This is a genomic window from Dietzia sp. DQ11-44, from assembly GCF_014145205.1.
Taxonomy (GTDB): domain Bacteria; phylum Actinomycetota; class Actinomycetes; order Mycobacteriales; family Mycobacteriaceae; genus Dietzia; species Dietzia natronolimnaea.
Genome location: NZ_JAALEC010000169.1, coordinates 19,501 through 28,106, shown reverse-complemented (window position 1 = coordinate 28,106; position 8,606 = coordinate 19,501). Strand labels below are relative to the sequence as shown.

Below are 8,606 nucleotides of genomic sequence, written 5' to 3'. Positions count from 1 at the left end.
GTCGAGGAGCGGCAGGTTCAGGGAGGTGAAGCCGTCGTCGGCGCTGTAGTCGGCGCGCGTCCACGTGCCGCAGTCGTATCCGTAGATGAATCCGATCCACATGCCGTGGGTATCGATGCGCTCGAGGTAGTCACCGATCGCCTCCGCCCACCACGGGGGGCAGCCGGCCAGGAGGTCGGTCTCGGGCTCCCCGAAGTACTCCGCGGCGGATCGAAAGTACGTCTCGGAGTACTCGTGGTCGTGGCCGAGAAGCACTGCCCGCCCGTCACCGATAAAGCGGATGTCGGCCCAGTTGCCACCGCCGTCGTCGTAGTGCCAGGTCGAGCCGTCCGAGTAGGCGGACTCCGCCCAGCGCGGCCCGTACGCGGCGAGCACCGCGGCCAGTGCGGACCACCGTGGGGCCATCGTGTCGGGGCGGGGAAGATCGATTTCTCTCACGAGACGATTCTGGACGACGGAAGACCATTGTGGAGCCGTCATATCGGAAACCGGCGTCGACCTCGAACGGCGCAGTCCGGACCTATCGCGCCCCTCGTTCACCGGTGTTGTGTGCGCCACACCGCTGCTACCATCGGCCGGGCAGGCGCCAACGGCGCCACCTCACCACACGCACCCGCCCGGAAGGACGTCCACCATGGGTTCAGATGCACTCGGCTCGCTCGGCTCCCTCGCTATCGGATCGCTCGCGGCCCCCATTCTGGGATCGCTCGGCCTCGGCTCGCTGCTCCAGGGGGCCAGCAGTGGCAACGGCAGCGGCGCCGACTCGCTGACCGGAATGCTGCCCACCGACCTCCTCGGCGGCATCTCCTGACAAGTCGGTCTCTCCTGACCAGCTGAAAGGCCGGGCAGACCTCGGACCCAAGACCCCGGACCGCACCCGCGGCCCGGGGTCTTTCTGCGTTCCCACCGCGGTCCGGCCCACTGCGACTCAGATCACCCCGGCCACGCTCCCGACGCCTCGCACGAGGAGCGCGAGGGCGCCGGCCGTCACCACCACCACGGCGACCCTGCGTCCCGCCGTCGCGGTGACCCGCTTCGCCACGAGTCCGCCGAGGAGGAGGCCGACCGGCACCATCGCCACGACCAGCCCGATCACCGGCAGCGGCGGCAGTCCGGAGATCGGCGCTGCGCCCAGGCCGACCTTGGTGATGACCGAGGTCAAACCCATGGTGAAGAAGATCGGTTGCAGGGTCGCGGCAAAGGACCTCTGGCCCCAGTTGGTGGCCTGCGCGTAGACCAGCATCGCGGGCGCGGCCACGCCCACGGCGGTGTTGAGGAACCCTCCGGCCGTCCCGGCCACCGCGGCCGGCACTGCGCCGCTGACGGGCGGGATGCGCACGAGGGCCGTCATGAGCAGCGTGCCTATCAGGGCGGCCCCGATGATCACCTCGAGCCAGCTGCGGTCGGCGGCGCCCACCAGGAGCGCGCCGGGCACGGACCCTACGACGATCAGGGGCGCGAGGTGGCGGTACCGGCGCCAGTCGATGTTGCGGCGGAGCGTGATCCCGATGAGCACGGCGGAGACGGTGGTGGTGAGGTTGGTCAGCAGCACTCCGGCGACGGGCCCCAGGAGCAGGGTGAGGGTGGGTGCCACCACCAGCCCGACCCCCATCCCGCTGACCCGCTGCAGGACCGTACCCAGGATGACGGACGCCGCCGCGACAATCAGGAGGAGGGGACCGAGGTCGGCGGGCATGGGGAACAGCATTCCAGGTGCGCCTGGACGCGTGCCGTCGGTCACCCGGGAGTGGAGGCCCGGGGGAGGTCAGTCTCCGGGGACGGCCTCCAGGGCGCCGAGGCTGCCCAGGTTCAGAGAGGTCGAGCTCACGAGTGGGGGTCGGGTCGAGTCCTGGGAGTACTTCCAGCCGGCTCGCAGGGTGAGGTCCGAGGTGAGGGGCGCCTGGGGATCGAAGGGTCGCTTCGGGTAGAGCTGCGTGAACCACCCGGTGAAGACGTGCGACGGGCGAACCGGATCGGCCGGCATGGTCAGGGGGGCACCCGGCCAGACGATCTCGGGTTCGACAATCGACCCGCTGACACCGGTGTCAAAGGTCAGCGTGTAGGCGGGCATCGCGGTGTAGCCGTGCCACTCGGGGGTGGTGAAGCCCTGTTGAGGCGTCTGCCCCTGATATCGGGCGTGGAACGCCACGGTGAGTCCCGCGGCGGTCCCCAAAGAGGGGTATTGCTGGTCGGCTCCGGTGATCGTGGCCGGTGCCGGTCCGGTGAACCGGACCTGCGTCAGTTCGGGATTGAAGCCGAACGCACCTTCACCGATGGAAGTGAGGCTGTCGGGCAGCAGGACTGACGTCAACCGGTTCGCTTCGAAAGCCCAGTTGCCGATGGTGCCGAGAGACTCGGGTAAGGCGACCGATGTCAGGCGATTCGCACTGAACGCGTTAGCGCCGATGGCCGTAAGACCATCGTGAAGTGTTATCGATTCCAAATGGTTGATATGGAATGCACCGGCTCCCACGGAGGTGAGGCTCTCGGGGAGGGCGACCGACTTGAGCCGGTTCTCGGCGAACGCGTGGTAGCCGATGGTGGTGAGACTGTAAGACATGGTCAACGACGTCAAGTGGTTCTGGGCGAACGCGTGCCCGCCGACGGTGGTGAGAGTGTCCGGCAGGGTGAGCGATCCCAATTGGTTGCCGTAGAACGCCGCGTACCCGATCGAGGCGAGGGTGCTGGGCAGAGTCACAGAGGTGAGGTGCCGGTTGTCGCACGCATAGTCGCCGATAGCTGTGACGGCGTAGTCGACGCCCTCGATGGTGACGGTGTCCGGCACGCTGACCGTGGGGCCGGCGGTCCCGCAGGACGTGACGGTAGCTCCGGCAGTGGGGTTGCCCGGGGTCGCGACGTACGTCAAACCGTCGATGGTGGCGGGCGCTGCGGCAGCGCGCGCTGGTGAGAGCTGAGTGAGTGCGGTTGCACTCAGCAGCACTGCAGAGAGGAGCGCGAGGCCGCGGCGGGTTGCTCTGGCAGCGGTGGGCGGTGAGGGGTGCATGGGGGTCTCCCTGGGTGAGCATCACACCGAGGAGGGGCCGGAGTGCCCGTGAGGGATCAGCGGTGTTGCCTGATCTTAACGCCGTTCATAAGAAATGTAAGGCTTTGCGCATCAATTGGTGGGCCGCCCCGCACTCCAGGCACGACGGCGTGTTGCCCTGGCGCACTCAGTCGGGCTGCTCCCCGACCGGCGGCGCCTCGCCCGGTGGTGGCGCATACTTTCTCCATGCGATCCATCTGGAAGGGCGAGGTCTCCTTTGGTCTGGTGAACGTGCCGGTCAAGGTGTATTCGGCAACCGAGGACCACGATCTGCACGCGCGGCAGGTCGACAAAAAGGACGGCGTGCGGATCCGCTACAAGAAGGTGCGGGACGACAACGGCGAGGAGGTCGAGTTCTCGGACATCGCCAAGGCGTACGAGTCCGAGGACGGCGAGATGGTGATCCTCACCAAGGAGGAGCTGGCGAGCCTGCCGGTGGAGCAGTCTCACGAGATCGAGGTGACGGAGTTCGTCCCGGCCGACCAGGTGGATCCGGTGGCCTTTGACAACGCCTACTTCCTGGAGCCGGCGTCGCGCTCCAACCGGGCGTACGTGTTGATGCGCGAGGCGCTGGAGTCCACGGACCGGCTGGCGATCTGCACGTTCACGCTGCGTAACCGCACTCGGTTGTGTGCGATGCGGGTGTACAAGGACATCCTGATGCTGCAGACGTTGCTGTGGCCGGATGAGATCCGCCCGGCGATCCTGGAGGGCCTGGACAAGGAGGCCAAGGTCCGGCCGCAGGAGGTCAAGATGGCGGCCTCGCTGATCGAGACCATGGCCGCGGACTTCGAGCCCGAGAAGTACGAGGACGACTACCAGCTCCAGCTCAAGGAGCTCATCGAGGCCAAGGCCGCCGGGGGAGAGGCGTTCACGGTCGAGGAGCGTGAAGAGGCCAGCGACGACGACGGCGACGACGAGGTGGCCGACCTGCTTGCCGCCCTGCGTGCGAGTGTGAAGGACCGCGGCGGCGAAGCGGACGACGAGTCCGACGACGACGAGGACTCCGGCTCAAAGAAGAAGCCCGCAAAGAAGAGCGCTGCCAAGAAGGCACCCGCGAAGAAGGCTGTGGCTAAGAAGTCGCAGGCCAAGAAGAGCACCGCCAAGAAGACGGCAACCAAGAAGTCGCCTGCCAAGAAATCCGCCTGACGCCCCCGGGGGCCCCGCCGGATAGCTGACGGTTGTGAAGTAGGCGGGGGGTTCCTATAGTGGGGTCAGTCGGTGGCGAAACTGACACCCCCTCAAGTTGTCGCCGACTCCGCCTCGATGCGCGGTTTACGCTGACCACCCCCGGTCGCGGACGTGCGTCGTGCGACAGAGTCGCCGGCGGCCGTTGGACCCCCCTCCACGGCCGCTGGCGATTCGCCTTTTATCAGGGCGCTCTCATGGCTCTACCACGATCAGCAGGCGGGCCTGAGAAGTGCTTTCACATACCCCCCGGTCTCGTGCAAGAGGGCGTCTTTCCGCGACTTCGAGAGCGGTCGGGGCGTGTCGGTCACATGCACGGCACCGTCAAAGCACTGCTCAAAGTAGATCCTGACTCGCGACACGTGACCCCAGTAGGTCACCACGAGGAGTGAGTCCCACCCCCGTTCGCGGGCGATTCGAGTGGCCGCGGTGGTCTCGCCCTCGGTGGTGTCAACGTCGGGCGCGAAGCACTCGATCTCGATGCTGCGGCCGTCTCTCGCGAGGACCGGAGTGGAGGCGCAGTAGGCGTCGAGGACGTCTGCGTAGGCCCCGGTCGAACCGGATGGCCGGGAGACGAGGATGCGGTCCGCCACGCCCTCCTCGGCGAGGTGACGGGCGTAGACGTACCTGTCGTCGTTAGCCCCCGCTACCACCACGATTGCGTCCGCGCGTTCGGGCGAATCGGAGCGCGGGTGAAGGACTGCGCTGCCGGCTGACAGGCCCGCAACCGCTGCTACCAGCACAAAGAGTGTCGTGGCAACAATCGTTGCTCTGCGGCGGCGGGATCGGCGTCTCACAGGAACGAGACTACGGAGTTGGCCTGGAAGTCGCCCTAGGGCCGATGGGTCTCCCGAGGGGCGAACCCTTGATGAGGCAATGTTTATCGCGTGAACGAAGGATGCTGAGGACCGCTCAGCAAAGTAGTGTCAGCGGTTGACCCGAGTCTCGTCAGGTGAACTGGGTCACGTCTGTGACTGCCTCGAGGAAAGGACCCTGGAGTGGATCTGCGGGACCTGTTGTCCGTACTTCGTGCCCGCTGGATCGTCATCGTGGCTGCGACGCTCGTCGGAGGGTTATTGGCGCTGGGAATCAGCCTGCTCACCACCCCCAGTTACCAGTCAAGGGTCCAGTTCTATGTCACCGTGTCGGCTGGCGACACGGCCGCAGCGGCGTATCAGGGTTCTTTGGGTGCGCAGCAGCGGGTGAGGTCCTACGCGGAGTTGGTCAAGAGCTCGGATATTGCGCAGAAGGTTGTTGACACTTCTGGAGTCGACCTGACTGCCGGTGAAATAGCGAGTGCTGCCAACGCTACCGCGGATGCCAACACGGTCCTCCTGTCCGTCTCCGTGACCGATACGGTGCCAGACCGCGCTCTCCGGATCGCGGAGGGCTACGGCGAGGTCCTCCCGGAAGCTATAAACCAGCTCGAGATCCCGGATGGTGGAGGCCCAGCCCTAGCCAAGCTAACAGTAGTCAGCCCACCTGCCCTTCCGATCGAACCAGTTGCTCCGATGACCGAGCAGAATACGGCGATCGGGCTCCTCCTAGGCGTGCTGGCTGGAATCGGAATCGCACTACTAATCAACACTTTCGATCGTCGGGTGAAGTCGAAGGAGCAGTTGGAAGAAATCGCGGGCAAGCCCGTTGTGGGGTCGATTCCGTTCCGAAAAAACGAGGACAAGGAGAAGGGGGCCGAGCACCTCGTGCCCTTCCGGGAGGGACATTCGCCGGCGGCTGAGAGCTTCCGTCGACTGCGAACCAACTTGCAGTTTCTTAATGTAGACAACCCTCCCCGCGTTCTTGTGCTCACATCTTCGGTGGCAACGGAGGGTAAATCCGAGACCGCCATCAACCTTTCGCTCGCCCTCGCAGAGGCGGGAAATCGGGTTCTGCTGATCGAAGCGGACCTCCGTCGACCGCTAGTGGTGACCTATATGTCGATGCCGGACAAGGTGGGTCTAACAAATGTCCTCTCCGGACAGGCCGAGTTTGAGGACGTAGTGCAAGAGACGCGGCACGAGGGCGTGGACCTCCTAGCGTGCGGTCCACTTCCGCCCAACCCGTCCGAACTCCTTGCCTCAGAAGTAGCGCGACACCTCTTCAGTGATTTGCGCGACAAATATGACTACGTCATCATCGACTCCCCACCGCTGCTGCCTGTGACTGACGGTTCACTACTCGCTCGAATCACCGATGGCGCGCTGCTCGTAGTGCGCTCACACCGCACCACCAGCGACCAGGTAGCGCAAGCCGTCGACAACTTGGGGAAGGCAGATGCGACTCTCTTAGGATTGGTGACGGTGGCCAACAAGCCCGCCAAGAAGGGCTCTACTAGCTATTACGATTCGTACTACTATTCGTCGAAGTCCTCAACGGCAGAGCGGATCTGATGCGCTCTACATTTAGAGGTTTCGTTGTCCCAGGGAGGATGAAAGGTGACCGATAGCGCTCAAGTCGCTCCCAGTAGGAGACCGCTAGCTTCATCGATTGGCGCCGGGGCCTCGCAGTGGATCTTTGTGGATGCAGTCATATGGACAGCAATGATCTTTGTGGCCCTGTGGATGCGCTACGACTTTTCGGTGGATCAACTGGGACTGTCCTTGGCGATGGGGCGGCCCTACATAGTCCTCGGTGCACTAATAGTTCTTACCTGGATTTTCGGATGGTTCACCGGGTTGTACCGTGGAAGATTCGTTCCCGGTAGCGTTCTAGAATCTAGTGTTTTAACCTTCGTCTTTGCTGCAGCTACCTTGACGGTCTTTCTCGGGCATATTGTCAGCAGAGATTATGACGGGGTCCCGCGATCAACTCCAATTGTTACCGGGTCATTCGCAGTGCTTACGGCGCTCGTTCTCAGATCACTGGTCCGCCGAAAGAGACTATTTGGAGCGGGCGTGTCAGAAGATGCCGAGCGAGCACTCGTCTTTGGTGCTGGAGACGGCGGACTCCAACTTGTTCGCCAAATCCGCCGATCCGCAGTCTCCCAGTTCAATACTGTCGGGATCCTAGATGATGACCCCGGCAAGCGTCACATGGTCATCGAAGGTGTGCGCGTATACGGCGGCCGAGAACAACTCGAACTGTTGGCGAGTAAGACGGGAGCAACCACCCTTCTTCTCGCGATTCCGAGTCTTGCTAGTGACGAGATCATCGATATTCGTGACCGTGCGGAAGCGGCGGGTTTACGCGTTCTAGTGTTACCCCCACTCGACTCGATGATGCGAAGCAGGGTCGCTGTTGACGAGTTACGGGAAATCAATGTGAACGACCTCTTGGGCCGTAAGCCTGCTCACCTTAACCAAACGCAGATTGCGGAATACCTCCGCGGGAAACGTATACTTGTAACCGGAGCTGGGGGGTCAATCGGATCAGAACTATGTCGACAGATAGTTCGGTTCAGGCCCGCAGAGCTAATGATGCTCGACCGGGATGAGTCCGGACTACATGCGGTCCAACTATCGATAAACGATCAGGCAATGCTGGATGGTGACGACACCATACTCGCCTCGGTCCGAGATCAAGAGTCGATTGTAAGCATATTCGCCCAGCGAAAGCCTCAGATAGTTTTTCATGCAGCGGCCCTTAAGCACATGCCACTACTCGAACACTATCCGCTGGAAGCACTAAAGACGAACGTAATAGGTACGCAAAACCTCTTGGTTGCGGCAGAGAAGAGCGGCGTAGAAGCCTTTGTGAATATCTCTACGGACAAGGCTGCTAACCCTTGTTCGGCACTTGGAATCAGCAAAAGAATTGCGGAACGTCTGACGGCAGCATCTGCAGTTAAGGTTCCCAACTCAAAGTTCGTCTCAGTACGGTTTGGAAACGTTTTGGGGTCGCGGGGATCAGTGCTGACGGTATTTGAAAAACAGATTAGGGATGGAGGCCCCGTTACGGTCACGGATCCAGAGGTTAACCGATACTTCATGACAATCCCAGAGGCATGTCAGCTAGTCCTCCAGGCAGCGGTTGTGGGTTCCACGGGCGACACACTAGTGCTGGATATGGGAGAGCCTATCAAGATTGCAGACGTTGCACGGACACTGATCGAGCAGTCAGCTAAAGAAATTGAAATAGTGTATACAGGCCTACGGAATAACGAAAAACTTGCCGAGGAACTATTCGATGATGCCGAGGAGCCGATTATGGGCCAGAAGCATGAGTCGCTATCCGAGGTCCGTGTTCCTCCGCTGACTACGAACTGGGTGGACGTAAGAAAGCTAAACAATCACAATGCGGCCCGAGCATGGATGGACGCGAACTTCGGCTCCGATAGGCCCTAGTGAGGCGGCGATGGAACTTAGCATAGCCTTACAATTCACGTCAACGCTTTCAGTCGAGTTGCGCACTTCATTCGTTCCACCGCTTCCGGATA

8 protein-coding genes are annotated in these 8,606 nt (G+C 62.5%); 4 read left to right on the top strand and 4 right to left on the bottom strand.

The features are described 5' to 3' along the window. Nucleotides 1–438 (bottom strand): hypothetical protein (locus G6018_RS05365; protein WP_182639036.1); only part of this gene is annotated, 438 nt, incomplete at its 3' end. A 196-nt stretch (nucleotides 439–634) separates the two neighbouring features. Here G6018_RS05365 and G6018_RS05360 point away from each other — a divergent pair. Beyond that, complete coding sequence (locus tag G6018_RS05360; protein ID WP_182618152.1) at nucleotides 635–811, top strand: hypothetical protein; 177 nt, start codon at nucleotides 635–637, stop codon at nucleotides 809–811. 117 nt (nucleotides 812–928) lie between these two features. Here the strand turns inward: G6018_RS05360 and G6018_RS05355 are convergent, their stop codons facing one another. Both G6018_RS05355 and G6018_RS05350 read right to left on the bottom strand, forming a co-directional pair. Further along, a complete protein-coding gene (locus tag G6018_RS05355; RefSeq protein ID WP_241730962.1) occupies nucleotides 929–1,696 on the bottom strand; it encodes a sulfite exporter TauE/SafE family protein in 768 nt (255 codons plus the stop codon). A 69-nt stretch (nucleotides 1,697–1,765) separates the two neighbouring features. Continuing rightward, on the bottom strand, nucleotides 1,766–2,866 hold the full coding sequence (locus G6018_RS05350; RefSeq protein ID WP_182639032.1) for a leucine-rich repeat protein: 1,101 nt from the start codon (nucleotides 2,864–2,866) through the stop codon (nucleotides 1,766–1,768). A 363-nt stretch (nucleotides 2,867–3,229) separates the two neighbouring features. On the opposite strand from G6018_RS05350, the gene G6018_RS05345 reads away from it, so the two are divergent. Next, on the top strand, nucleotides 3,230–4,192 hold the full coding sequence (locus tag G6018_RS05345; protein ID WP_182639030.1) for a Ku protein: 963 nt from the start codon (nucleotides 3,230–3,232) through the stop codon (nucleotides 4,190–4,192). Between the two features lie 251 nt (nucleotides 4,193–4,443). On the opposite strand, the gene G6018_RS05340 is transcribed toward G6018_RS05345, so the two are convergent. After that, nucleotides 4,444–4,974, bottom strand: coding sequence for an ElyC/SanA/YdcF family protein (locus tag G6018_RS05340; protein WP_347237804.1), 531 nt, complete (start codon nucleotides 4,972–4,974; stop codon nucleotides 4,444–4,446). Between the two features lie 255 nt (nucleotides 4,975–5,229). Between G6018_RS05340 and G6018_RS05335 the strand changes: the two genes are divergently transcribed. Beyond that, the gene (locus G6018_RS05335; RefSeq protein WP_182639028.1) at nucleotides 5,230–6,621 is read left to right on the top strand and encodes a polysaccharide biosynthesis tyrosine autokinase; all 1,392 of its coding nucleotides are present in this window, start codon (nucleotides 5,230–5,232) and stop codon (nucleotides 6,619–6,621) included. A 45-nt stretch (nucleotides 6,622–6,666) separates the two neighbouring features. Continuing rightward, the gene (locus G6018_RS05330; protein ID WP_182639026.1) at nucleotides 6,667–8,514 is read left to right on the top strand and encodes a nucleoside-diphosphate sugar epimerase/dehydratase; all 1,848 of its coding nucleotides are present in this window, start codon (nucleotides 6,667–6,669) and stop codon (nucleotides 8,512–8,514) included. Nucleotides 8,515–8,606 lie beyond the last annotated feature (92 nt).